Origin of the sequence: Pedobacter metabolipauper (assembly GCF_004362715.1) — a bacterium.
In the GTDB taxonomy this organism is placed as follows: Bacteria; Bacteroidota; Bacteroidia; order Sphingobacteriales; family Sphingobacteriaceae; genus Pedobacter; species Pedobacter metabolipauper.
In genome coordinates this window covers 1,781-25,126 of record NZ_SNYC01000005.1, presented here as the reverse complement: position 1 = coordinate 25,126, position 23,346 = coordinate 1,781, and the positions used below count along the sequence as shown (strand labels likewise).

Here is a 23,346-nt window from a genome sequence, read left to right as displayed (position 1 = left end):
GGTTAATTTGTTCAACCAAATAACAAAAAACGTATGAACAAAAAATTACTTTCAGCACTCCGGTGTGTGTTGGCACTATTGATTCTATTTCTGTTTGCTGCCGCAAGCACGGGCCAGCTTTACGCACAAACCAACAAAGCAGATTTGACAGGGGTTATTCTGGATGCTAAAAATATCCCCATCCCAGGCGCTACAGTAAAGAACGAGTCGACCGCTAAAGTGACCGTTTCTGATGGCAACGGAAGATACCGCATCGCTGCATCCAATGGAGAAAAACTGGTCTTTAGCTTTGTAGGCTATACCACAAAAACCATTACTGTTGGTACACAAACTCAGTTAAACATCATGCTGGCTGAAGATGCAGACAAAAACCTCAACGAGGTAGTCGTTGTAGGGTATGGATCACAAAAAAGATCTGATGTAACAGGGTCGGTTGTATCTGTACCCAAATCCAGGTTATCACAACTTCCGGTTACCAATGTGCTGCAATCTATTGAAGGTGCAGTAGCAGGGGTAAACATTACCACTACTTCTTCCGTTCCCGGAAGCCAGCCGGCAGCCTTGATCCGCGGACAAAATTCAATCAATGCAAATTCTGGACCTTATGTGGTTGTGGATGGTGTGCCCTTAAGTAAAACAGGTGGTTCGTTAAACGACATCAATCCCAATGACATTGCATCGGTCGAGATCCTTAAAGATGCAAGTGCAACCGCCATTTACGGTACCAACGGATCAAATGGGGTAATCCTGATCACCACAAAAAGAGGAACTTCCGGAAAACCAGTAATCCGGTACAGCGGTTATGCCGGTACGGATGAACTGGCGCATATCTTAGAACCGCGAAACGGTGAGGCCTATGTGCAGAAATATGCCGATTACCTCAAGCAAACTGGTCAGACGCAAACCCGGCCGGTACCAAATATCGGTGAGCTGCCAGCGTACACAGCCGGCACAACGACCGACTGGGTAAAAGAAGCCACCCAGCAGGGCATCATTCAGGACCATAATCTCAGTGTATCCGGCGGATCGCCAGACGTAAACTATTTCATTTCCGGAGATTACCTGGATCAAAAAGGTGTGATTAAAGGCTATCAGTTTAAACGGATCGGTCTGCGCTCTAACCTGGACGTAAATGTAACCAGCTTTTTAACCTTAGGGACCTCCTTATTTTTAACGAGCAACAATTATGACGGTGGCAGGGCCAACCTATTGCTTGCAACCGCGATGAGTCCGTACGGACAGTTGTACAATGCAAACGGAACCTATACCATTTACCCCATGAACCCGGAACAGCTGTACGTAAACCCACTTTTAGGTTTAACAACAAACCAGCTGAGCAGAACCACAAACATCAACGGCAATGGTTATGCAGAGATCAAATTTCCGGGTGTACTTACCGGGTTAAAATACCGCCTCAATGCTGGATACACCTTTTTTCCAGAACGAAGGGCAAGCTATACTGGAAGGCTGGCCAACGATATGATCGGTACAGCCAGCAATTTCAATGCATCTACAAACAGCTATACACTTGAAAATATCTTAACGTATTCTAAAGACATAGAGAAACATCATTTTGATTTTACCGCTTTGTATAGTGCGCAGGAACGTAAATACAGTTCAACAACAGCAGGAGCAAGTGGCTTTATCAATGATGAGCTGGGCAGCGATAACATCGGTGCCGGAGCAACACAAACCAGCGGTTCTTACCGCGACCGCTATGGCCTGAACTCGCAAATGGGCAGGTTGTTCTACTCGTATGACAGCCGTTACTTATTAACCTTAACTGCACGTCGGGATGGATCATCTGTTTTTGGGGCCAATACTTCTAAATATGGGGTATTTCCCTCAGCAGCCATCGGCTGGAACATCAGCAATGAAAGCTTCATGAAAAATGTTTCCCTGGTCAACAACTTAAAACTAAGGGTGTCCTATGGTAAAACCGGTAATGAGGCCATTCCGGTGTACCGCACCATCACCACAGATGGAACAGCACGTTCTCCGTTTAACGGCATCAGTACCATCGGCGTTCTTGCCGGTAACCTCGGAAATACATCCTTACAATGGGAAACAACCAAAACAACCAATATTGGGCTCGACTTTGCTGTACTTAACAGCAGGATTAGCGGTAGCGTAGAGGCGTACCAGAATAAAACAAGCGGATTACTTTTACTAAGAAGCTTGCCAATCATAACAGGTTACAACAATGTATACGACAATATTGGCAAAACATCTAACCGCGGGTTGGAAGTGACCTTAAACACACGGAATGTAGATGGAACAGATTTTCGCTGGGAAACCATGATCGTCTTTGCAACCAATAGAAACAAGATCACCGATCTGTATGGCGACGGACGTGATGATTTAGGAAACCGGTGGTTTTTGGGTCGCCCGATCAGTGTCATCTATGATTACAAAATGACCGGAATTTGGCAAACAGGTGAAGATGTATCTACACAAGATCCAACGGCAAGACCAGGAAGTTTAAAGTTTGCCGATCTAAACGGTGATCAAAAAATTACCGGAGATGGCGACCGCATGATCCTCGGACAGACCACCCCTAAGTGGACGGGAGGGATAACCAATACAGTTCACTATAAAAACCTGAACCTAAGCGTTTTTATCCAAACTGCACAGGGAATGACAAAGAACAATGTGGATCTGACCTATGGAGATGAAACCGGCAGAAGGAATACACCAGCAGAAATTGGATATTGGACACCGGAAAACAGCAGCAATACCAGGCCGGCATTATCATACAACAATACGCTGGGTTACGGCTATGCATCCAATGCAAGTTATACGCGGATCAAGGACGTGACCTTAAGCTATGTATTTTCACAGACCATGCTGGATAAACTTCATCTGGGCAGCCTAACCGTTTATGCAAGCGGACGTAACCTCCATACGTTTACGGATTGGGTGGGTTGGGATCCTGAAAATAATTATTCGCCAAGGGGCTCCGGCGACTGGACAAATAATTATCCCTTAACGCGCACATTCATATTGGGTTTAAACATTTCATTACGTTAAATGATCATCATCATGAAAAAATATTCCATCATAATCGCAGTGCTTTCCGTAATGTTCTGCTCCGTTTCATCGTGTAAGAAGGCCTTTCTGGATGAAAAGCCCTATTCTTCCTATACCCCGCTAACATTAACAGACTCCCTTGGCTTTGAAGCGTCTTTAATTGGATTGTACAACCATGTCAGCACCATATTTTCCTGGTCTGATCAGCAAGGCTGGCCAAGCGTTTGGCAGGTAGGAACAGATGTGGCCAACGCTACAAACAACCAGCAGGGTGTAGAAATACCGTATTACAATTATGCCACCCTAACACCAACTGATAATGGCGCGTCCAGAACCTGGAACCGGAATTACATCCTGATAAACCTTACCAATATCATTGTAGACGGTATTGAGAGTCCTTCTGTAACCAGTTTAAGTGCAAAAGGAAAAAGCCTGATCAATGCAGAAGCCAAGTTTTTCAGGGCTTATGCCTATAATAACCTGTCTACCTGTTTTGGCGGTGTACCGCTGATTACCCACGCGTTAACTGGTCCTAAAACGGATTTTGTCCGGGCACCAATAGCCGATGTAAACAATTTTATTGTGGCAGATCTGCAGTATGCCGTAGAGAACCTTCCTGATATAGAGGCTGTAAAAACCAATACCAAAGGAAAGATGTATGGCCGGGCAAACAAGTTTATGGCGATGCAGCTGCTTGCCGAAGTATACCTGCGTATGAATAAGCCCGATCTTGCCGAACAGCAGGCACAGGCCATTATAAACAGTGGTAAATTTAGCCTGGTCCGCAACAGGTATGGCGTAAAAACCAGTCTGCCTGGAGATTACTATTCCGATATGTTCCAATACGGTAACCAGCGCAGAATTCAGGGCAATACTGAAGCCATCTGGGTACTGGAGCAGGAAAACCCAGCCAGTGTAGTAGGAGGGATTACCGACAACCCCCAACAACGCAGGGTATGGGGCGCAGCATATTATAATATCGCTGGTATGGCATTGGCCGATTCATTAGGCGGAAGGTCTATAGGCAGACTGCGGTTAAGCAATTGGGTGCTTTACCGGTTGTACAGCGGAACAGATGTCCGAAATTCAAAATACAACATCCGCAGAAGGTACTATTATAACGATCCGGCGCCGGCATATGCCAGTCGCTATGGAAAACCAGTGCCCTTTACAGGTCCGGATACCTTGCAGAACATCTGCCCAAGTACCACCAAATGGGCTGCTTTTGATCCGAACGATACCTTTGGCTATGCCATGATCAAAGATTTTATCCTCATGAGATTGGGTGAAACGTATTTGCTGCTTGCCGAAGCACAAGTGAAGCAAGGAAAAACGGGAGAGGCCGCAATAACCATCAACGCACTTAGAACAAGGGCCAACGCCGATCAGGTGGTATCCGGGCAAATGACGTTGGACTTTATCCTGGATGAACGCGTAAGGGAACTGATTGGAGAAGAGAACCGGCGCATGACGCTCATGCGTACAGGAACATTGGTAGAACGTGCCATTCGTCTGAATTCTAATGATGCGGTAAAACCGATCACGGGGTTGACCAATACGCACCTGCTGCTGCCGATTCCGTTAAACGAGATCCAACTCAACAAAGATGCCGTGCTCACACAAAATCCCGGCTACAATTAAAAACTTTTGGTTAGTCTGCCGGGCTGTCTTCGGATGGCCCGGTTTGTACCTTAAAACAGATGGTCATAAAAATAATCACTATATTCTCCATTAATATCTTCAACAGCCCTATGAACAGACAATGCCATTTTATCAGCAGTTTAATTGTTCTGAGTTTTCTGGTCGTCAGCCCGGTTTTTTCACAGCAGCGATACGCAAATTTTACACCCGGAAAAATATGGAACGACAATAATGGGGTTCACATCAATGCCCACGGTGGTGGAATAATGGAACACAAAGGGGTTTACTACTGGTTTGGTGAGCATAAAATTGCCGGGCCAAAGGGAAACTCGGCACAGGTTGGCGTACACGTTTACGCTTCTAAAGATCTGTACAATTGGAAAGATGAAGGCATAGCACTGTCTGTTTCTGAAGATTTGAAAAGTGACATCGCCAAAGGCTGTATTTTAGAACGGCCGAAAGTAGTATATAATAAAAAGACGAAGAAGTTTGTGATGTGGTTTCACCTCGAACTTCTAGGCAAGGGATATGCAGCAGCACGTGCAGGCGTAGCAGTAGCAGATAAACCAGGCGGACCCTACACATTTATTAAAAGCTATCGGCCAAACCCGGAAAAGATGCCTTATTACCCGGAAGGAACACCAGGGCAAGAAAAGGTAAACTGCGATAAGCCAGCCAATAAAAGCGATGGCTTTTTTTGTCGTGATCTGCCTGGCGGACAAATGGCGAGAGACATGACGGTTTTTGTGGATGATGATGGAAAAGCATATCACATCTTCTCATCAGAAGAAAACTTCACCCTGCACCTTGCAGAGTTGAGTCCGGATTATTTAAATCACACCGGGAAGTTTATACGGATCTATGTGGGGCAGCAAACAGAAGCGCCAGCATTATTTAAAAAGGACGGCACTTACTATATGATCGGTTCCGGATGTACCGGATGGGCACCCAATGCTGCCCGCTGGTTTAAAGCAGCATCCCTCTTCGGGGCCTGGAAATATATGGGTAATCCATGCACAAGTCCGGGAGCAGACCTAACCTATGGCGGACAAAGTACACACGTACTTCCCGCTTCGGGGAAAAAAGGAAGCTTTATTTTTATGGCCGATAAGTGGGAGCCCAAAAATGCGATAGATGGCAGGTACTTATGGCTGCCCATCCAGTTTGAAGACGATATAGTAAAAATTCCCTGGCATGACCAATGGGATCTCAGCGTGTTCAAATAAAAAAAAGAGAACTAAATTTTTATACCTAACTGAATTGATGAACTGCGTGAAAATGACGCACTATGGATTCCTTTTGCTAGAAAAGCCGTTGATCAATAATTAAAAAAGAAACATGAAAAAGAAATTAATGGTGCTGTTGTGTTTGTGTATTTCACTAAATGCCTTTAGCAGACAGGTAAAGCATACCTTCAAATTGGGAGAATCAGATTTTTTGCTCGATGGAAAACCTTTTCAGATCATATCTGGCGAGATCCATTATCCAAGAGTACCTAAAGAAGCCTGGCGTGACCGCATGAAAATGGCGAAAGCTATGGGATTGAATACCATCGGAACGTATGTGTTTTGGAATTTACATGAACCACAAAAAGGAACGTTCGACTTTTCAGGTAACAACGATATAGCCGGGTTTGTCCGCATAGCCCAGGAAGAAGGGTTGTGGGTAATTTTAAGGCCAAGTCCATACGTTTGTGCGGAATGGGAATTTGGTGGCTATCCATACTGGCTTCAAAATGAAAAAGGGCTCATTGTAAGGAGTAAAGAAAAGCAGTACCTGGAAGAGTACCGGAAATACATCAACGAGGTGGGTAAACAGCTGGCACCATTACAGATTAACCATGGAGGGAATATCCTGATGGTGCAGGTAGAGAACGAGTATGGATCGTATGCCGCAGATAAGGAGTATTTAAACATCAACAAAGAGATGTTCATTGAGGCCGGTTTTGATGGGCTGCTGTATACCTGCGATCCGGAGAACGATCTCCAAAAAGGATATTTAGAAGGACTGTTGCCGGCTATAAATGGACAGGATAATCCGGAAAAGGTTAAACAGCTGATCGGAAAATACCATAATGGAAAAGGCCCTTATTTTATTGCAGAATGGTACCCGGCATGGTTTGATTGGTGGGGAACACCGCACCATACGGTTCCGGCAGAAAAGTATACGAAAAGGTTGGATTCTGTATTGGCTGCGGGAATCTCTATCAATATGTACATGTTTCATGGCGGCAGCACCCGCGACTTTATGAATGGGGCAAACTACAAGGATATCTCGCCATATGAGCCACAAACGAGCAGTTATGATTACGATGCGCCTTTAAATGAAGCGGGAAATGCAACAGAAAAATTCAGGCAGTTTAGATCAGTCATTCAAAAAAACCTTCCAAAAGGAACACAGCTACCGGCAATTCCAGCAGATAAGCCTACCATTACGATCAAGCCGTTCCGGTTAGTTGAGAAATTTGCAGTATTCAATTGCCTGCCTGATGCTGTTAAGAGTGAGAATCCATTAACCTTTGAAGATCTAAAGCAGGATTATGGATACATGCTATACCGCACTAAAATTAAAGGTGGAAAAAGGGGGATGCTTCAAATTAAGCAGCTGCGTGATTATGCGCTGATATTTATCAATCAAAAAAGGGCAGGCATTTTAGACCGGAGACTTAACCAGGACAGTTTGGAAATCCAATTACCTGAAGGAGAGGTGGAACTTGATATCTTTGTAGAAAATATGGGCAGGGTAAACTTTGGTAAGTACCTGCTTGAAAATAAGAAGGGAATTACAGAACGCGTTTTATTTGCAGGTGTAGAAGTTAAAAATTGGCAGATGTACAGCTTGCCCTTTAATTCAATTGCTAAGGTTATTGCCAACAAGATACCTGGCACAGCAACAGGAGAAGGTCCTGTTATTCAAAAGGGATCATTTACAATCAGCACGGTAGGAGATACCTACCTGGATATGAGCAATTGGGGTAAAGGAGTGGTGTGGCTTAACGGACATAATCTTGGTAAATATTGGTCTATTGGTCCGCAGCAGACCTTATATGTTCCAAAGGAATGGCTTAAAAAAGGTAAGAATGAGATAACAGTGCTGGAACTGATTAAACCTCAGCACAATTCTTTAGAGGCAATCGGTACACCGATATTAAATACCATCAAATAGTTTTTGGACAAAAAAAATACCCGCACCTCCCACAGTGCGGGTTTAAACAGTTTTTACACTGTTTTATTTAATCCCTCAGAACAAAAATAAAATGTTATTTTTAAATTTAAAAGAACTATCGTATTCCGATAAGTTTTAAATTGATACCTTTCAGCATCCCTTCTTATAAAGGTGCCTCAACGACCTTACAATCCGGTTAGAAACAAGTTAATTTATTCGGTATCTATGGGGCATCGGTTAAGTATTAGTTAGGGGTTGGAGGGCATACATCCCTGCTAACACTTTAAGCAGGCCATGATTAGGCCTGCGTATATAAGGTCATTATAACTTCGTTGTAAAGAATATATAAGGAGTTTGGTAGTGGGGGTATATGAAAGTCTAATTTTGTATTAATAATAGTATTTATATTAATCAGCATCAAGAGGAGGAGGCGCTGTCATAGTGACTTCAATGCTTAAGTTTTCTTTTTCTTCAGATTCCCCATTAATAAATACACGTTTATCAATGAGTGTACCATTTCTGTAGCCATAAGATAATATCCTATTTTTTTCACTAAAAATTTTAAGACTATCATCCATGGTGGTCCGGTTGCTATCATAATGCATTTTTTCAGGTAGCTTGTAATAGTTACAAATATAAATTTCCGCCCTGTTACTTTGCACCAACCATAATGTATGACTACCAATTTCGTCATGATTTGACTTATTGTCCTCATAGTTTTTAATAAGGATAACTTCAATAATCATGAGTTTTTCGTCATTATTATCCGTTGGTAAAACTGATTTAATACTGTTGACTGGAATGATCTCCATTTGATTTGGGTTATGGTAGCAATATAAGTATCATTACTTCTTTTCGAATGATAAAGATCTAATTTTATTTACTGAAATATCTACCAGTTAATAATTTGGTAACTCTATTGTTCCAAAAATTCGAGTTCTATATTTGAGCTTATTCTGGGCCATTATTTAGTAAGATTGGTGCTAATTATTTCATTAATTAATAAAATACCTATATTTGTAATGACAGTACATGCCACGCTACCCTTAAGAACAGCGTGCCAGGGCGTGTCTTTTGCTTTACCGAGTACTTAATTTGTTTTCAAGGTAATCAGGTGGAAATAATTGCTGGCCATACTTATTTGCGAGCATTTCCATCTTTTTTATGGTTTCTTCGTCAGGTGCAGATGGCGAAAACAAGACATCATTTTCGACAGGTTGACCAGCTTCCATAAAGAATTCTTCCAGGCCAGATGGTACAACAGTACAAATTATTTGTGCGAACTTATCTGTTTTGTTTTTAAACTGATGAACAATTCCTCCTTTAGGGATGGTAACAATTGAACCTTTCTTTGCAATATAGGTTCCAGCTTCCGATTTCAATTCGATCTCACCTTCTGTAACATAAAAGGATTCCTGAAAATCTGGATGGGCATGAGGGCCAGGGCCGCCGCCAGGAGGGATTAAAAATTCCATTATAGCGAATTCGCCATTGGTTTCTTTACCTGTTACCAGCATCCGGTAAGTATTGCCTGCCATTGAAATGCGCTGTCCTTCCGTAACTCCGGTTACCAGTGGAGCAGGTTTTGAATTTTCCATAGGGTATCTGAATATAGGATTCAAAAGTCGGTACAAAATTCCAGATAAAATATTGCTGTTTAAACTTTATGATTGGCCAATAAAGGTTTTATTACTGATGCTGCTTCTTTAGCATTTAATCGTTTGATTACTCTGAATTCTTTTCCGGCCTGCTCATTGTAATTTTTAAAGAATGCTTCTAGTTGATTTAATATCGCCTCAGGCAGATCAGACAAATCATTGGTTTCGGAAAATAACTGGCTTACGTCTGGTATACCAATATAGCGGTCGTTTCGCATGGTCTCACCGTCACGTTCCGTTTGCTCTACTTGCAAAACACCAATAATCCTGCAATTGATCAGGCAGCCGGGAAATCCGGTGATCTCTGAAATAACGATAATATCCAGGGGGTCGCCATCACCGCCAACGGTTCCTGGTATAGAACCAAAATCAAAGGGAAATGACAATCCAGCAGGCAAAATTTTGCTTAAGGTGAATTGCCTTTTCTCAGGGTCATAGTCATATTTATGATTGCTGCCTTTAGGGCATTCGATCATTGCAGTAATATTGATCATGTAATCTAAACCAACAGCAAATGTTATTGTTTGATTAAAATCACCTGGGGTTATCCATCTGTATAATCAACTGACCTTTCTTTTTAGAAATAATCACATAACTATCACATTCAAAACCAGTTTTTCGTAACCATGCGCCCTGCAACCTAATAACAGGTACAAGCTTGCCACCTTTAGCACCAGCTATATATTTTGGCTGTATTTTAATACGCCGGGTACCTATTGGAAGTTTAGGCTTTGGAAGATCACAAGAACCGCATGTGCAATGCTTTGTTGGAATTCTGGTTTGAACGGCTTCAATCTTGTGGGTTGAAATCGTATTTTGTAATTTTAAATGCTGCATGTTTTCTGAATATGGTTTCCCCCAGAAAGGTCTCGCACTATAAATATGAGGATAATATTCTAGAAGTATTTGATGTTATCCGGTTATATCCGGTTAAATTTTGCTGACTTTTGCTGACTTTTGCAATAAGTATATCCTTACACTTTATCTATATAATCCGTATACATTCAAAATGAAAAGTATTATCCCGCTGTTATTCCTGTCTCTTTTTACATCTCTGATTATAGGCTGTGCAAATTTAGAAAAGGGATCAACCTATTTTAAAACAGAAACCAAGCTTACCAGAGATTCAATCAATAGCTACAGAAAACAAATCAATGATATTAGTAATGACGTATTTAAGCCTTTCCAATTTACAGGAGCTAATCATACAGCAATAAATTACCGCTTATTAGCCCCTGTTGATGTTAGCACAAATTCCAGCTATCCTTTGGTATTGGTATTACATGGATCCCATGCGGTGGGTACTGACAATGTAACCCAGTTGGGTATCCTGGCCAAGCTTTGGGCAAAGGATAATATCCGGGAAAAATATCCTGCCTATATTGTTGTTCCGCAATTTCCGGTACGATCATCCAATTATATCGCGGACGCCGGTCATAAGGTGCTTAGCTCTTCACCAGATGAATGCCTAAATACTGCGCTTGAACTTATCGATTCATTAAAAAAAGTGCTGCCGGTAAATGGCCGAAAAATCTATGTGATCGGTCATTCTATGGGAGCATCCAGTACGATCAACTCAATTGGGTTGCGGCCTGATCTATTTGCTGCCGCTGTTTCTGTATCTGGGATCCCTGACTTTAATCATATTGATGCTTTATCTAAGACTCCAACCTGGTTTATTCATGGAAATAAAGATCCTGAAAATCCAATTGGCAGTGATTCGTTGCTCTTTGAAAAACTTAGATCTAAAAAGGTTGTACAAATCCGCTATTGGGAAATCGATAAACTTGAACATGAAATATTTCCCGGATTATACATTGGTGAAGCATTGCCTGAATGGCTATTTAAGCAAGTTAGGAAATAACTATTTCCTGTTCCAAAGCGGATCTGCATCAAGTATCTTTTTATAGACCGCACAACTTGCATCATGGGCACCATTCAGATAACCTATACTCATTAAAAACTCATTGACAATCTCGCCGCCGGTAAATTTAAATGTCTTTTTAAACAATTTAACCCATTCTGCAATGGTCTTAGGATGATTCAGCTCCAGCCACTTCTCAAAAGAACCATATTCTTTCTGCAGCTGGATGATTGTCTTCGCATTTTCTATTGCTGCATTTACCTTAAGACGGTTGCGGATAATGCCAGGATCAGCAAGTAACCGTTCCCGGTCGGCTTCAGTATATACAGCTACGGTTTGAATGTCGAAATTGTCGTACGCTTTTCTAAATGTAGCTTCCTTTTTTAAAATGGTTTCCCAGCTCAGTCCGGCCTGGTTAATTTCCAAAACCAGCCTGCAAAATAGCTCATTGTCGTTATGTATAGGAAATCCGTAATAGTTGTCGTGATACGATTTATGTAAAGCCTTTCTTTCTTGGGGCATGAATTCAATAGCGCTGCAATAGGACATATAGTAAAGTTAAGAAGTATTAAAGGTAATTAATTAAAAGATTGTCTGAATGCGACTGGCGACAATTTAGTTTTGAGTTTAAAGAGCTTGTTGAATGATTGCGGATGTTCGAACCCGAGTTGATAAGCCACTTCCGCAATAGAAAGATTCGTGGTACTCAACATGACTTTCGCTTTTTCGATGATCCGGTTATGAATGTGCTGCCTGGTATTTTGTCCGGTAAGGGAGCGGAGCATGTCACTGAGGTAATGCGGGGTTACATTAAGCTGGTCTGCAAACTCCTGGACGGTTGGCAGACCGGTTAGCAATGCTTTTTCAGAGTTAACAGATGCAGAAAGTAAATCTTCAAACTTCGTTAACAGATCGCTATTGGCCGACTTACGGGTAATGAACTGTCTGCCGTAAAAACGCTTGCTGTAATTTAACAGCAGTTCGATCTGCGAGATCATCACATCCTGGCTGGAATGATCTATCGCACTTTCCAGTTCCATCTCTATATTTTTGAAGATACCTGTAATGATGTTTTTCTCTTTTTCTGAAAGATATAATGCCTCAGAAACCGAGTAAGAGAAGAAACCATAATTTGCTATGTTCTTGCCCAACGGATAGCTTCTGATAAAATCGGGATGAAAGAGCAGGGTAAAGCCGCCATAATCGGCCTCATCATCGCCTGCAGAGATCAGTTGATTTGGCGAAACAAAGGATAATCCGCCTTCATCAAAGTCGTAATGGCTTTGCCCATATTTAACCTTGCCCTTAAAGTTCTTTTTATAGGAGACCTTATAAAAATTAAAGACCATTCCCTTTTCAAGGTCAGCTGTATCCACCGTGATGGTGCTATAGTCTACAAGGCTCACTAGCGGATGCAGTGGTTTGGGTAAACCCAATGCCTGGTGCAGTTCAGATATAGAGTTGAATAGATACGGGCCTTTTTCCTCTGTCTTCATATTTTCATGCAAATTATCAATTTTAAATGGACGGACTATACGGACTTTGCAGGTTCAGGTATTTTGTTGTCGCAATTCGCTGTGCTTCAGGACCAACTTCAAGTCTATTGGCATAGATTCTTACGGCATCATTTCCGGCAGGGTAACGAACCTGGTCTTTTTCGTCTGTAGCTGCCCGGTATACCACATCAGCGATGGTTTCTGGTTCAGAGAATTCCATCAAGGTCCCATCTGTAAATCCTTCCGTTAGCCGCTGCATCAGTGTATCATACGATTTATCCTGTGCTACTTCCATCACATTCATGTAATTGCTTTTGATGCCTCCAGGAGCCACTGTCTTAATGCCGATGTGATGTTGTGCCAAATCATATGACATACTCTCGCTCCAGCCCTCTAAAGCCCACTTGCTTGCATTGTATATAGAAGAAAGCGGATAGCTGGTTAATCCGCATAGGGATGTAGTGGTAATGAACAGTCCGGCTCGTTTTTCTTTGAAGTAGGGAATAAATGCCTGGGTAACCCAAATGACGCCGAAAAAGTTCGTTTCAAACTGACTTCTGATTTCTGCCTCGGTATAGGATTCAAGCGGACCAATTAACCCGTAGCCTGCATTGTTAAACACGACATCAATGTTTCCCATGTTGATTGCTGCTTGTACAGTTGTATTGATCTGCGCGATATTGGTTACATCGAGCGGTAACAGGGTTACGTTTTCAAGTTGATTAAGTTCTATTTCTTTTTCAGGAGTACGCATAGTTGCGATAACTTTCCAGCCATTGGCCTGGAATAATTTTGCAGTGGATTTACCGAGTCCGGCTGAAGCACCGGTAATAAAAATTGTTTTCATTGTCTATGTTTTTAATGCTGTTAGGATTGATACAAATATCAGCACCATACAGAGGCCTGTTGTAGCCAAAACGGAGAATGATGTAGCAGAAACGAAGCTTGACTGTTTGTGTAGTTGCCTTATTGTTAATTGCAAGTGTAAGACCTATTCGCGCTTTATTTCCGGTGGATTTGCGGTCTTAGACCGCAAATAGATTGCGAAGTCATCGGGAATCCACTCTGAATTATTCTTCCTTAAGTTAAAGGCAGACTGGATACTTCCAGTTTTAAACTAGCTTTGTGCCAATTTAGCTGAGGTGTAGTAAATAATCAACATTTATATAGGTGATATAGAATTCTTATCTCGAATACTTTGCTTGATCTTCTCGCGGTGCTGTTCGCCCCAATCGCCCAACTCATGTAAAACATTTTTCAGCGTATCACTATAAGCAGTAGTTTCATAAATGACAGTAACCGGGGTAGTAGGATAGACCTTTCTAACAATAAATTCATTAAGTTCCAGATCACGGAGTTCTTTGGCCAGCACCTTAGGTGTAATGCCTTCAATTAATTTTAGCATTTCATTAAAACGTCTTGGGTTTTCCCTAAGCGTAAAGATCAGCGGGAGCTTCCATTTGCCATTTAGAACATACAAAGCATCGCTAATGTAGCTAACCTTTGAAACGCATTCCTCCTTTGTAGGAATATCCTCATCCACAATCGATTTCATGAACGTAAAGGTACTCACTTTCCTCTAAGATACCGCTTTCCTTTAGGTAACTAGTATCTTTTCTATACTTCCATAAGGTAGTTTTGCTGGTACATAAATATTAAGAACCCATAACAACTAAATCATTTAAAATTATGAAACGTATTCTTCATTTAATTTCAAGTCCCCGCGGAGATGAGTCTTTCAGCATAAAACTGGCCAATGCTATTATTGCGAAACTTCAGGATCAATATCCAAACAGTAGCGTTGAGGTTGCAAACCTGATTGAAAGCAATGTTCCGCACCTTGATACAGCACACCTGCGTTCTTTCTTTACGCCACAAGAGCAATTAACGGCTGAAGATCAGGATGCTATACGCTATTCTGATGGGGCAATTAGTCAATTGATGGCTGCAGATATCATTGTGATCGGGGCACCGCTTTATAACTTTGGTATTCATTCATCTCTTAAAGCATGGATTGACCATATTGCAAGGGCAGGAAAGACATTTAGTTACAATGAACAGGGAGTTCAAGGATTGGTTAATGGAAAGAAGGTTTATATTGCCATGTCATCAGGTGCGGTATACTCCGAAGGACCTTATCAGCCTTATGATTTTGTAAGTACCTACCTAAAGGCTATGCTGGGCTTTATAGGAATGACCGACATAACCCTCTTTCGCGTTGAAGGGGTTAATATTCCAGGAATAAAAGAAGAAGCAATGGACAAAGCCATTTTATCAGTTGAGAACTCTTCTGAATTCTAAGGGCAAATGTTCCATTTACCCAAAGATAAATTAATAGAAGATAGTTAATTCTTCTATTAATTTAATCTCGTCTAAGTCCATTTACTGTTTGGATTACTGTTTTTTTATTTTGTTTTCATCTGGTTTTGTCAGCTATCTTCTGATAGGAGCATTGAATGATTTTATGTACTATAAAATGCTTGCAGAAGATTTAGCACATTTTTTACCAAAGAGAAATGAGCCACTCCTTTTTTCTCAGGGAACAATTAAAATAGAATCTGATGGCGGCAATTTAAAGCAGGTAACGGATACCAATAGCTTAAAAATGGAAGCAATTTTTTCTAACGATAAAAAGAATATTTATTATACACGAGCTGATGAATACGCCGCTTATTCTCCAATTGGTGTAGCAGCTCCGCATAAATTTGATATTTATAAACTGGAACTTAATAGCAATAAAATAACAAAAATTACCAATCTGAAAGCATATTCTATCTACTATTTAACGGATATCGATAGCCTTACTATGGCTTTTAATATGGGAGATAAAGAACGAGGAATATACTTTTATGAAAAAAGATCAGAAGTTTTAAATAGACTTGTCACTAAAAATGATACTTTAGCAAACTCAACTTTATACTCAGAACCTGCTTTTATAGATCGAAATCATATCATATGCAATTCGAATTATAAATTAGTCACTATACATTTGCTTTCAAAGTACGAGAAGTCAATTCTGTCATCTGATGGAGGTCAGTTTATCGCACTTCGATTTAATAAGAAATTGAATAGAATATTTTTCATGAAAGAAGATAACGAATTTCTTATTCGATCCATCAATGTAGATGGAACAGGCCTTAAAGAGATTAATGTTCCATTTGACTAACTTTTAAATGATTAATGTTTAAATTATCTTACTATGTTAATGGTCATGTATATAATGGCTTATTGGTATGACGGTTAAAAAAATATGAAGACAAGCTTAGAAGAAATTACAAAGAGATTAAATGGGAAGGTCTCATCACAAAATCTTTTTAATGCAAATTTTAATGGGAAATCATTAAAGAAAATTGTGATTAATAATTATAGAAATTATAAAGTTCAACTTGATATATATAATGATTTGTTGTCAATTAACATAAAAATAGAGTCAGATTGGGCATTTTCTATAAATAATCCTGACGAAATATTTAATTATAAAACTCCAATAACCTTAAAAAATTATCCTTATAAAGTATATATATCAGAGGCTAGACAGTATACTGTTAAAAATTTTATAGAAAATTTTAGAATTTCATTCTTTGATAAAATAAGCGGCTTAGGGTTATCAAATATAGAAAGTGTTTTTCTTTATAGAAATGTGATTTGTTTCGGATTAAATTACGAACGAAACTTAGTCGGGGATTTGGAGTATATTATCAATACTATTGAAAGTAATGAGGAGATTTTTTTTAAAGGGATAATGGAGCCCAGATTTTATAAAAAAAACATCCCTGAAAAATTGCGGCATTTGATACCCTTAATAAAGAAGTGGGGCATTTCAGATGACGATGAAAGAACCGAACTTATTGATGCAATGAGTGAAAAGCAAAAGAAAAAATTGGTAAATGAAGTAAGTCCACATTTTAATGAAGTAAATGAATTTTTAAATTCATTTGGAGACAATCCGATGAGTGAAGAGGCTATGCTACTTGGAAATCTGGCGGAATTAGTTAGTGAGTTAATAGCTAATTAAAATTAGGCTTTGATTATTAAATTAATATGAGCTGGTGTAATTAATTGTCTATTAATTTAATCATGAAAATTGGATCTTCTTATAGTAGCTTTAAATTAAATTTACCTGGAAGGCATTAATGATAGATATATGTTCTTAAGTAGAATATAGTTAAAAATACTTACTTTGTTTATTATCTGTTTACTTTTTTCAATGTGTATCAATAGCAGCGAAAAACATGCTAAAGAAAATAGATTAGATTCATTCGATATAACTGCAGATGGAAAGCATATCGTTTTTTCAAGATTTTTTAATGGAAAAATAATGCTCTACAAAGCTAATATTGATGGTACAGATATCAAATTACTGGTAGACACTACTATAGATCTAGATTGTAAATCTCCAAGGTTTTCGCCAGATGGTGAGGAAATTGTATTTATTGGGTATGCGGGTAAAAGTTTTAAAAGTTCCATTTGGAGAGTTAGTATAAATGGTGACAATTTAAAGCAATTGACAGATACCAATAGCTTAAAAATGGAAGCAATCTTTTCTAATGATAAAAAGAATATATATTATACACTAGCTGATGAATTTAAAGCTTATTCTCCAATTGCCAGAGCTGCACCACATAAATTTGATGTCTATAGCCTGGATCTTCACAACAATAAAATAGCAAAAGTGACTAATTTGAAAGCCTATTCTATCTATCATATAACGGATGTTGATAGTCTTACTATGGTATTTAATATGGGAGATAAAGAAGGAGGAATATTCTTTTATGGAAAAAGGTCGGGGGTATTAAATAGATTAGTTACAAAAAACGACACTCTGACAAATTCCACTGGATATTTCGACCCTGCTTTCATAGATCAAAATCATATTATATGTAGTTCGTATTATGAGTTAGTCACAATAGATTTGCTTTCAAAGTATGAAAAGTTAATTCTGCCATCTAATGGCAGACAGTTTACTGCGCGTCGTTATAATAAGAAATTGAACAGAATATTTTTCATGAAATCCGATGATGAATATACTATTCAATCCATAAATTTAGATGGAACAGATCTCAAAGAAATTAATATTCCCTTTGATTAGCTATTTTGATATAGAAATACAAAGCAATAGCAGACACAAAAAAAAGTTATGAATCACGACTTGTAGTAAGTAATCTAGTATTACAGTTGTCGAACACAGATCTAACTTAACGAACCACAATATCTTGGAAAGTAAATGGAATAGAATCAATAACAATTCTGATTTAGAGATAATGATTATTCAAGAGAATTCTTTATGTTTCATGATATAATAATTCGTTGAAAATATAACTGCATAATCTTTAGTTTCTGTTAATTATTTATTAATTTGCATCTGTATTATTAATGTTGGATAAGAAATTATTCTTATGACATAATAAGATTAAATTAATACGTCTCAAATAATGGAAATCAGGTATGGAGTTTTATGATCTGCTCATAATAGTAGGTGTTTTTACCTTCTTTATAACTGCAATATTTCTTTTTAAAAAGCGAAAATATTCTGATCATGTAAACCAGAAGGGCATTGAAAATGATGCAACTCTTAGTCCGGAGACATTGGTCCGGGAAGTTCCATTTAGTAAGGAATTGATTGTGGAATACACTACCAGGCTTGACGAATATGTTAGCACGTATGAGCCATTTAAAATACAAGGACTTACCATTAGCGATTTAGCCAGACAATTAGATATGCCATTGTATCACCTTTCTTATTTGCTTAACCACTCCTACAATAAACGTTTTTCTGACTTTATCAATGACCACCGGATAGACTTTATTAAAAGGCGATTAAAAAGTGAGAATTGGAAAGAGTATACTTTTGAGGGCCTTGCCACTGAAGCAGGATTCACCTCCAGAAGTAACTTTTTCAATGCATTCAAAAAATGCACTGGTTTATCTCCATCTGAATATTTGAGACAACAGCAATAATCTGTGCAATAAGATTCTGGATTTTTATATTTCTTTAAAATAATACCTGCTTGCCGGTCTCTAAAGGGCCGGTAATTTAGTTTAATGTCCTGTTTCATCAAAACAGGACATCCGCATATGATGCGACTTGCTACTTAGCGCGTATCTGTTACTACTTTTAGGAATATTTTTTAGCTGCATGTAATTCTGTTTAACCAGTAAAAACACAGGCTTTTAATAGATCAGCAAACCAACCAATTGTAATGAAAATCATTGTACTCATAAGAGGTGCTGTCTTATAATCACGCGAACGTATAACAATTAAAATAAATAATATATGGATAATTATATAGGAGAAATAAGAATGTTTACCGGTCAGAGACCACCAGAAAACTGGGACTTTTGTGAAGGACAGTTGTTGAAAACTTATGAATATGATATGCTCTTTAATGTAATCGGTACCAATTATGGTGGTGATGGTCAGACTACTTTTGCATTGCCCGACCTGCGTGGCCGGGTTCCGATACATGCAGTCGGTAGTGCGACTTTGCCAAATATCAATCTGGGGCAGCGTGGAGGAACAGAAACGAACGTGTTGAAAGAAAGTAATCTGCCTCCCCATGGTCATAAGATGTATGCAACCAATGCGGCTGGTAATGCAAACATTCCGACCAATGCCATTTTTGCAAATACTGGAACAGAAACCGAACCTGATAAAGAATACGTTGAAGATACTTTAATTAATGCGGCTATAAATAGAGGTGCCATCAGTTCCAATGATTCCAAAAACTTACCCGTAAACAATGTACAGCCTTTTTTTACAATGGGATTTATCATTGCTCTGAAAGGTATATATCCTTCAATGCCTTAACCAAATAAACTTAATTTTATGGAACCATTTCTTGCAGAGATCAAAATGATCTCTTTTCATTACGCTCCTAAAGGCTGGGCCTTTTGCAACGGGCAGGTGTTAACTCTTAATAAAGACACAAAAGATCTTTTTTCTCTGATCGGTATACAGTTTGGCGGCGATGGGGTCAACAACTTTGCTTTACCCGACCTAAGGGGACGCGTACCTATGGTTAATGATAATGTAAACATCAAACAAGGCCAATCAATAGGTTCGGCATCCATTAAACTTACATATAAACAAATGCCTTTGCATAACCATCAATTGAATGCTTCAACATTACCGGGTTCGCTTGGATCAGGTAACCCCGACAATAATATTTTTGGAGATACCGGTGATGCAGATAAAGATTATTTTACCTATCCCCAGGGTCAAAGTCCTGCGCTAGTGACTATGAGTCTGAAAACAATAGCTGAAGCTGGTATTTCAGATCCAATAGCTAATCTAATGCCTTATTTGGGGATAAATTTTATCATTGCTACATCTGGCATTTACCCACAAAAACCTTAATCAACACAATTATCAATAATTAACTATTAAAATTAAAAGCATATGGAAGCATACGTAGGAGAAATAAGAATATTTACTGGAACTTTTGCACCATTGAACTGGTTTTTCTGTCAGGGACAGGAATTATCTTCATCAGTTTATCAACCGTTATTTGGCGTATTAGGGATGACCTATGGAGGTGACCCCGTTAAGCGCACGTTTAAACTCCCTGATTTTACTGGCGGGTTAATACCTATGGGTAAGGGAGATGGCCCAAATCTGACACCACGAAAATTCCCTGATGCAGGCGGATCGGTATCTAATAAGTTAGATTATCACCAATTGCCGGGCCATAGCCATTTGTTAAAAGCATCAACTGTGGCTGGTACCAGTTCGGATCCTACGGATCGTATTTTTGCAAACCGTGCAAATGCAGATAGGGATTATGTGAATATGATTGTGAATCCCACAGCAATTAATACAAAGATGAACAGTGATTGTATTCAGCCAGAAGGTACAGCGGATCCCGATCTCATTTCAAATATTCAACCTAGCCTGGGACTCAATTTCATCATTTGTGCATATGGGAATTATCCCTCTCCTGGATAATAAAATTTATTTTTTTTAAAAACATGGGTAAATCTTTACTTTTTTTTCTCTTCTTTTTTGTAATCGGCGGTGCCAGTCTGTATGCTCAGGATATCCAATTTAATGATAACTGTGGAAATCAATTTACACTTAGCCTGAATGGTACGGTAGATGGGAAAAATAGCTATAGGTATGTTGATAACCCTAGTTATTCGGTTTATTTAAGATTTAATGCCACAAATAACCGCTGGGAGATGTTGGATAGTGATAACGAACTTTGGTTTTTTAACACTAATGTAACGTCAGTTAATCCGCCTTCTAAAAGTTACGCAGGATTAACAAATGGTGGTTGGCAAAGAGGACCTACAAATAGTTGCAGCTTGATTGATTTAGGTGGCACAGGGACAGTTAGTAGTGCCAATCAAGCCCCTACAGCTATAGCCTTAAGTGCTGCGTCCATTAATGAGAATGCTGCCGCAGGTTCAACAGTTGGAACTTTAAGCACCACTGATCCTGATGCCTCAAATACGTTTACCTATACTCTGGTTAGCGGGACTGGAAGCACCGATAATGCTTCATTTACGATTGACGGGACAAGTTTAAAGCTAACCCCAAGTCCAAATTTTGAAACAAAAAGTAGCTACTCAGTTCGTATCAGAAGTACTGACCAGGGCAGTCTTTATTTCGAAAAAGAGTTTACGGTTTCAGTTACTAATGTCAATGAAACACCTACAGCTATCGCTTTGAGTGCCTCGTCAATCAATGAGAATGTAGCAGCAGGTTCTACAGTTGGAACTTTAAGTACTACTGATCCTGATGCTTCAAATACGTTTACATACACTTTGGTTACCGGGACCGGAAGTACAGATAATGCTTCGTTTACGATTGACGGGACAAGTTTAAAGCTAACCCCAAGTCCTGATTATGAAACCAAGAGCAGTTATCTGGTTCGCATCAGAAGTACTGACCAGGGCAGCCTTTACTATGAAAAAGAATTTACGGTTTCAATTAACAATGTGAACGAAGCACCCACCACTATCGCGTTGAGTGCCTCGTCCATCAACGAGAATGTTGCCGCAGGCTCAACAGTTGGAACCTTAAGTACTACTGATCCTGATGCTTCAAATACTTTTACATATACTCTGGTTACCGGGACTGGAAGCACCGATAATACTTCATTTACGATTGACGGGACAAGTTTAAAACTAACCCCAAGTCCTGATTATGAAACCAAGAGCAGTTATCTGGTTCGCATCAGGAGTACTGACCAGGGCAGCCTTTACTATGAAAAAGAGTTTACGGTTTCAATTAATAATGTGAACGAAGCACCCACCGCTATCGCCTTAGGTGCTGCATCGATTAACGAGAATGCCGACGCAGGTTCTACAGTTGGAACTTTAAGCACTACTGATCCTGATGCTTCAAATACGTTTACCTATACTCTGGTTACCGGAACCGGAAGCACAGATAATGCCTCATTTACGATTGACGGGACAAGTTTAAAACTAACCCCAAGTCCTGATTTTGAAACCAAGAGCAGTTACTTGGTTCGTATCAGAACTACTGACCAGGGCAACCTTTATTATGAAAAAGAATTTACGGTTTCAATTAACAATGTCAATGAAGCACCCACTGCTATTGCCTTAAGTGCCTCGTCCATCAATGAAAATGTAGCTGCAGGTTCAACAGTTGGAACCTTAAGTACTACCGATCCTGATGCTTCAAATACGTTTACCTATACTCTGGTTACCGGGACCGGAAGTACCGATAATTCAGCTTTCAGCATATCTGGTAACGAGCTGGTCTTAACAGCAAGTCCTGATTATGAAACCAAGAGCAATTACTCGGTTCGCATCAGAACCACTGACCAGGGCAGCCTTTATTATGAAAAAGAATTCACGGTTTCGATTAATAATGTAAACGAAGCACCCACGGCTATCGCCTTAAGTGCCTCATCCATCAACGAGAATGTAGCTGCAGGTTCAACAGTTGGAACTTTGAGTACTACTGATCCTGATGCTTCAAATACGTTTACCTATGCTTTGGTTACCGGAACCGGGAGCACCGATAATGCTTCATTTACGATTGACGGGACAAGTTTAAAGCTAACCCCAAGCCCTGATTTTGAAACCAAAAGTACTTATCTGGTTCGCATCAGGAGTACTGACCAGGGCAACCTTTACTATGATAAAGAGTTTACGGTTTCAATTAATAATGTAAACGAAGCACCCACGGCTATTGCCTTAAGTGCCTCGTCCATCAACGAGAATGAATCGTCAGGTTCAACTATTGGGACTTTAAGTACTACTGATCCTGATGCTTCAAATACGTTTACATACACTTTGGTTACCGGGACTGGAAGCACCGATAATGCTTCGTTTACGATTGACGGGACAAGTTTAAAGCTAACACCAAGTCCTGATTTTGAAACCAAGAGCAGTTATCTGGTTCGCATCAGAAGTACTGATCAGGGCAGCCTTTACTATGAAAAAGAATTCACGGTTTCGATTAATAATGTAAACGAAGTGCCCACGGCTATTGCCTTAAGTGCCTCGTCAATCAATGAGA

22 protein-coding genes are annotated in these 23,346 nt (G+C 39.6%); 14 read left to right on the top strand and 8 right to left on the bottom strand.

Annotated features, from left to right (window positions below; genetic code table 11):
- The first annotated feature begins 33 nt into the window (after positions 1–33).
- The 4 genes from ATK78_RS12565 to ATK78_RS12550 all read left to right on the top strand — a co-directional run bounded on the left by ATK78_RS12565 (position 34) and on the right by ATK78_RS12550 (position 7,836).
- Entirely contained in the window at positions 34–3,030 is a 2,997-nt protein-coding gene (locus ATK78_RS12565; protein WP_133576482.1) for a SusC/RagA family TonB-linked outer membrane protein, read from the top strand.
- A gap of 12 nt (positions 3,031–3,042) precedes the next feature.
- Positions 3,043–4,671, top strand: coding sequence for a RagB/SusD family nutrient uptake outer membrane protein (locus tag ATK78_RS12560; RefSeq protein WP_133576481.1), 1,629 nt, complete (start codon positions 3,043–3,045; stop codon positions 4,669–4,671).
- A gap of 110 nt (positions 4,672–4,781) precedes the next feature.
- Positions 4,782–5,897: a glycoside hydrolase family 43 protein gene (locus ATK78_RS12555; RefSeq protein WP_133576480.1), complete on the top strand. Its 1,116-nt coding sequence runs from the start codon at positions 4,782–4,784 to the stop codon at positions 5,895–5,897.
- A 112-nt stretch (positions 5,898–6,009) separates the two neighbouring features.
- On the top strand, positions 6,010–7,836 hold the full coding sequence (locus tag ATK78_RS12550; protein ID WP_133576479.1) for a glycoside hydrolase family 35 protein: 1,827 nt from the start codon (positions 6,010–6,012) through the stop codon (positions 7,834–7,836).
- 407 nt (positions 7,837–8,243) lie between these two features.
- On the opposite strand, the gene ATK78_RS12545 is transcribed toward ATK78_RS12550, so the two are convergent.
- The 4 genes from ATK78_RS12545 to ATK78_RS12530 form a co-directional block, all read right to left on the bottom strand.
- A complete protein-coding gene (locus ATK78_RS12545) occupies positions 8,244–8,648 on the bottom strand; it encodes a hypothetical protein (RefSeq protein WP_133576478.1) in 405 nt (134 codons plus the stop codon).
- 267 nt (positions 8,649–8,915) lie between these two features.
- Complete coding sequence (locus ATK78_RS12540; protein WP_133576477.1) at positions 8,916–9,434, bottom strand: cupin domain-containing protein; 519 nt, start codon at positions 9,432–9,434, stop codon at positions 8,916–8,918.
- 59 nt (positions 9,435–9,493) lie between these two features.
- On the bottom strand, positions 9,494–9,988 hold the full coding sequence (locus tag ATK78_RS12535; protein WP_133576476.1) for an inorganic diphosphatase: 495 nt from the start codon (positions 9,986–9,988) through the stop codon (positions 9,494–9,496).
- A 40-nt stretch (positions 9,989–10,028) separates the two neighbouring features.
- Entirely contained in the window at positions 10,029–10,331 is a 303-nt protein-coding gene (locus ATK78_RS12530; protein ID WP_133576475.1) for a SymE family type I addiction module toxin, read from the bottom strand.
- Positions 10,332–10,503: 172 nt separating this feature from the next.
- On the opposite strand from ATK78_RS12530, the gene ATK78_RS12525 reads away from it, so the two are divergent.
- Positions 10,504–11,358 carry a carboxylesterase family protein gene (locus ATK78_RS12525; protein WP_133576474.1) on the top strand — a complete coding sequence of 285 codons (855 nt, stop codon included), beginning with the start codon at positions 10,504–10,506 and terminating at the stop codon, positions 11,356–11,358.
- Here the strand turns inward: ATK78_RS12525 and ATK78_RS12520 are convergent, their stop codons facing one another.
- The 4 genes from ATK78_RS12520 to ATK78_RS12505 form a co-directional block, all read right to left on the bottom strand.
- Positions 11,359–11,880, bottom strand: a complete 522-nt coding sequence (locus ATK78_RS12520; RefSeq protein WP_243732515.1) for a DNA-3-methyladenine glycosylase I — start codon at positions 11,878–11,880, stop codon at positions 11,359–11,361. It abuts the gene before it with no gap.
- A 56-nt stretch (positions 11,881–11,936) separates the two neighbouring features.
- Positions 11,937–12,854 (bottom strand): helix-turn-helix domain-containing protein, encoded by a 918-nt coding sequence (locus ATK78_RS12515; RefSeq protein WP_133576472.1) that lies wholly within the window; start codon positions 12,852–12,854, stop codon positions 11,937–11,939.
- Between the two features lie 22 nt (positions 12,855–12,876).
- On the bottom strand, positions 12,877–13,701 hold the full coding sequence (locus ATK78_RS12510; RefSeq protein WP_133576471.1) for an SDR family oxidoreductase: 825 nt from the start codon (positions 13,699–13,701) through the stop codon (positions 12,877–12,879).
- Positions 13,702–14,016: 315 nt separating this feature from the next.
- Positions 14,017–14,409: a winged helix-turn-helix transcriptional regulator gene (locus ATK78_RS12505; protein WP_133576470.1), complete on the bottom strand. Its 393-nt coding sequence runs from the start codon at positions 14,407–14,409 to the stop codon at positions 14,017–14,019.
- 134 nt (positions 14,410–14,543) lie between these two features.
- Here ATK78_RS12505 and ATK78_RS12500 point away from each other — a divergent pair, with 134 nt between their 5' ends.
- The 9 genes from ATK78_RS12500 to ATK78_RS22765 all read left to right on the top strand — a co-directional run.
- Positions 14,544–15,155 (top strand): FMN-dependent NADH-azoreductase, encoded by a 612-nt coding sequence (locus ATK78_RS12500; RefSeq protein WP_133576469.1) that lies wholly within the window; start codon positions 14,544–14,546, stop codon positions 15,153–15,155.
- A 175-nt stretch (positions 15,156–15,330) separates the two neighbouring features.
- Positions 15,331–16,020: a TolB-like translocation protein gene (locus ATK78_RS12495; RefSeq protein ID WP_133576468.1), complete on the top strand. Its 690-nt coding sequence runs from the start codon at positions 15,331–15,333 to the stop codon at positions 16,018–16,020.
- Between the two features lie 84 nt (positions 16,021–16,104).
- Positions 16,105–16,869, top strand: coding sequence for a hypothetical protein (locus ATK78_RS12490; RefSeq protein WP_133576467.1), 765 nt, complete (start codon positions 16,105–16,107; stop codon positions 16,867–16,869).
- Between the two features lie 192 nt (positions 16,870–17,061).
- Entirely contained in the window at positions 17,062–17,943 is an 882-nt protein-coding gene (locus tag ATK78_RS12485; protein ID WP_133576466.1) for a TolB-like translocation protein, read from the top strand.
- 356 nt (positions 17,944–18,299) lie between these two features.
- Positions 18,300–18,812, top strand: a complete 513-nt coding sequence (locus ATK78_RS12480) for a helix-turn-helix domain-containing protein (protein WP_133576465.1) — start codon at positions 18,300–18,302, stop codon at positions 18,810–18,812.
- Between the two features lie 316 nt (positions 18,813–19,128).
- Complete coding sequence (locus ATK78_RS12475) at positions 19,129–19,662, top strand: phage tail protein (RefSeq protein ID WP_133576464.1); 534 nt, start codon at positions 19,129–19,131, stop codon at positions 19,660–19,662.
- An 18-nt stretch (positions 19,663–19,680) separates the two neighbouring features.
- Entirely contained in the window at positions 19,681–20,211 is a 531-nt protein-coding gene (locus tag ATK78_RS12470; protein ID WP_133576463.1) for a phage tail protein, read from the top strand.
- Positions 20,212–20,253: 42 nt separating this feature from the next.
- On the top strand, positions 20,254–20,799 hold the full coding sequence (locus ATK78_RS12465; RefSeq protein WP_133576462.1) for a phage tail protein: 546 nt from the start codon (positions 20,254–20,256) through the stop codon (positions 20,797–20,799).
- 23 nt (positions 20,800–20,822) lie between these two features.
- Positions 20,823–23,346: cadherin repeat domain-containing protein (locus ATK78_RS22765; RefSeq protein WP_166664870.1), on the top strand; the 2,524-nt coding region annotated here is incomplete at its 3' end.

Bases quoted from the DNA above. Each gene is read 5' to 3' on its own strand.
- ATK78_RS12565 (WP_133576482.1), top strand. From the start codon at position 34: ATGAACAAAAAATTACTTTCAGCACTCCGGTGTGTGTTGGCACTATTG.
- ATK78_RS12560 (WP_133576481.1), top strand. From the start codon at position 3,043: ATGAAAAAATATTCCATCATAATCGCAGTGCTTTCCGTAATGTTCTGC.
- ATK78_RS12555 (WP_133576480.1), top strand. From the start codon at position 4,782: ATGAACAGACAATGCCATTTTATCAGCAGTTTAATTGTTCTGAGTTTT.
- ATK78_RS12550 (WP_133576479.1), top strand. From the start codon at position 6,010: ATGAAAAAGAAATTAATGGTGCTGTTGTGTTTGTGTATTTCACTAAAT.
- ATK78_RS12545 (WP_133576478.1), bottom strand. From the start codon at position 8,648: ATGGAGATCATTCCAGTCAACAGTATTAAATCAGTTTTACCAACGGAT.
- ATK78_RS12540 (WP_133576477.1), bottom strand. From the start codon at position 9,434: ATGGAAAATTCAAAACCTGCTCCACTGGTAACCGGAGTTACGGAAGGA.
- ATK78_RS12535 (WP_133576476.1), bottom strand. From the start codon at position 9,988: ATGATCAATATTACTGCAATGATCGAATGCCCTAAAGGCAGCAATCAT.
- ATK78_RS12530 (WP_133576475.1), bottom strand. From the start codon at position 10,331: ATGCAGCATTTAAAATTACAAAATACGATTTCAACCCACAAGATTGAA.
- ATK78_RS12525 (WP_133576474.1), top strand. From the start codon at position 10,504: ATGAAAAGTATTATCCCGCTGTTATTCCTGTCTCTTTTTACATCTCTG.
- ATK78_RS12520 (WP_243732515.1), bottom strand. From the start codon at position 11,880: ATGCCCCAAGAAAGAAAGGCTTTACATAAATCGTATCACGACAACTAT.
- ATK78_RS12515 (WP_133576472.1), bottom strand. From the start codon at position 12,854: ATGAAGACAGAGGAAAAAGGCCCGTATCTATTCAACTCTATATCTGAA.
- ATK78_RS12510 (WP_133576471.1), bottom strand. From the start codon at position 13,701: ATGAAAACAATTTTTATTACCGGTGCTTCAGCCGGACTCGGTAAATCC.
- ATK78_RS12505 (WP_133576470.1), bottom strand. From the start codon at position 14,409: ATGAAATCGATTGTGGATGAGGATATTCCTACAAAGGAGGAATGCGTT.
- ATK78_RS12500 (WP_133576469.1), top strand. From the start codon at position 14,544: ATGAAACGTATTCTTCATTTAATTTCAAGTCCCCGCGGAGATGAGTCT.
- ATK78_RS12495 (WP_133576468.1), top strand. From the start codon at position 15,331: ATGCTTGCAGAAGATTTAGCACATTTTTTACCAAAGAGAAATGAGCCA.
- ATK78_RS12490 (WP_133576467.1), top strand. From the start codon at position 16,105: ATGAAGACAAGCTTAGAAGAAATTACAAAGAGATTAAATGGGAAGGTC.
- ATK78_RS12485 (WP_133576466.1), top strand. From the start codon at position 17,062: ATGTGTATCAATAGCAGCGAAAAACATGCTAAAGAAAATAGATTAGAT.
- ATK78_RS12480 (WP_133576465.1), top strand. From the start codon at position 18,300: ATGGAGTTTTATGATCTGCTCATAATAGTAGGTGTTTTTACCTTCTTT.
- ATK78_RS12475 (WP_133576464.1), top strand. From the start codon at position 19,129: ATGGATAATTATATAGGAGAAATAAGAATGTTTACCGGTCAGAGACCA.
- ATK78_RS12470 (WP_133576463.1), top strand. From the start codon at position 19,681: ATGGAACCATTTCTTGCAGAGATCAAAATGATCTCTTTTCATTACGCT.
- ATK78_RS12465 (WP_133576462.1), top strand. From the start codon at position 20,254: ATGGAAGCATACGTAGGAGAAATAAGAATATTTACTGGAACTTTTGCA.